The organism is Paenibacillus agaridevorans (genome assembly GCF_003112455.1).
Classification (GTDB): domain Bacteria; phylum Bacillota; class Bacilli; order Paenibacillales; family Paenibacillaceae; genus Pristimantibacillus; species Pristimantibacillus agaridevorans.
The window spans coordinates 1-252 of the sequence record NZ_BDQX01000316.1 but is presented as its reverse complement, the minus strand read 5'-3'; the positions used below and the strand labels follow the sequence as shown (position 1 = coordinate 252).

The window sequence follows — 252 nt, the reverse complement described above, 5'->3', positions numbered from 1 at the left end:
TAGGTGCGATCGCTTTAATCAAATCACCTGCTTTAATTCCTTTATCGATTGTCTCTTTAGAAACAGCAGTTAAGAGATTCGCTTTTCCATTACTTTCTGTCGCCAAAACAAGTACATCAGAGATATTTTGTTGTTTCCATTGATCTGCCAATTGACGTAGTTGATTCATATCTTTTACATTTACCTGAGCGGCTATATAAGAAAGATTACCTGCGTATTTGATATCCTTAATAACATTGACAGCTTGTTGAT

General features: G+C 34.9%; 1 protein-coding gene. It reads right to left on the bottom strand.

Features of this window, described 5'->3' with window-relative positions; all coding sequences use genetic code 11:
* Positions 1 to 252, bottom strand: a 252-nt coding sequence (locus PAT3040_RS25350; protein WP_146200550.1) for a DHHA1 domain-containing protein, incomplete at both ends; no start/stop codon positions are given.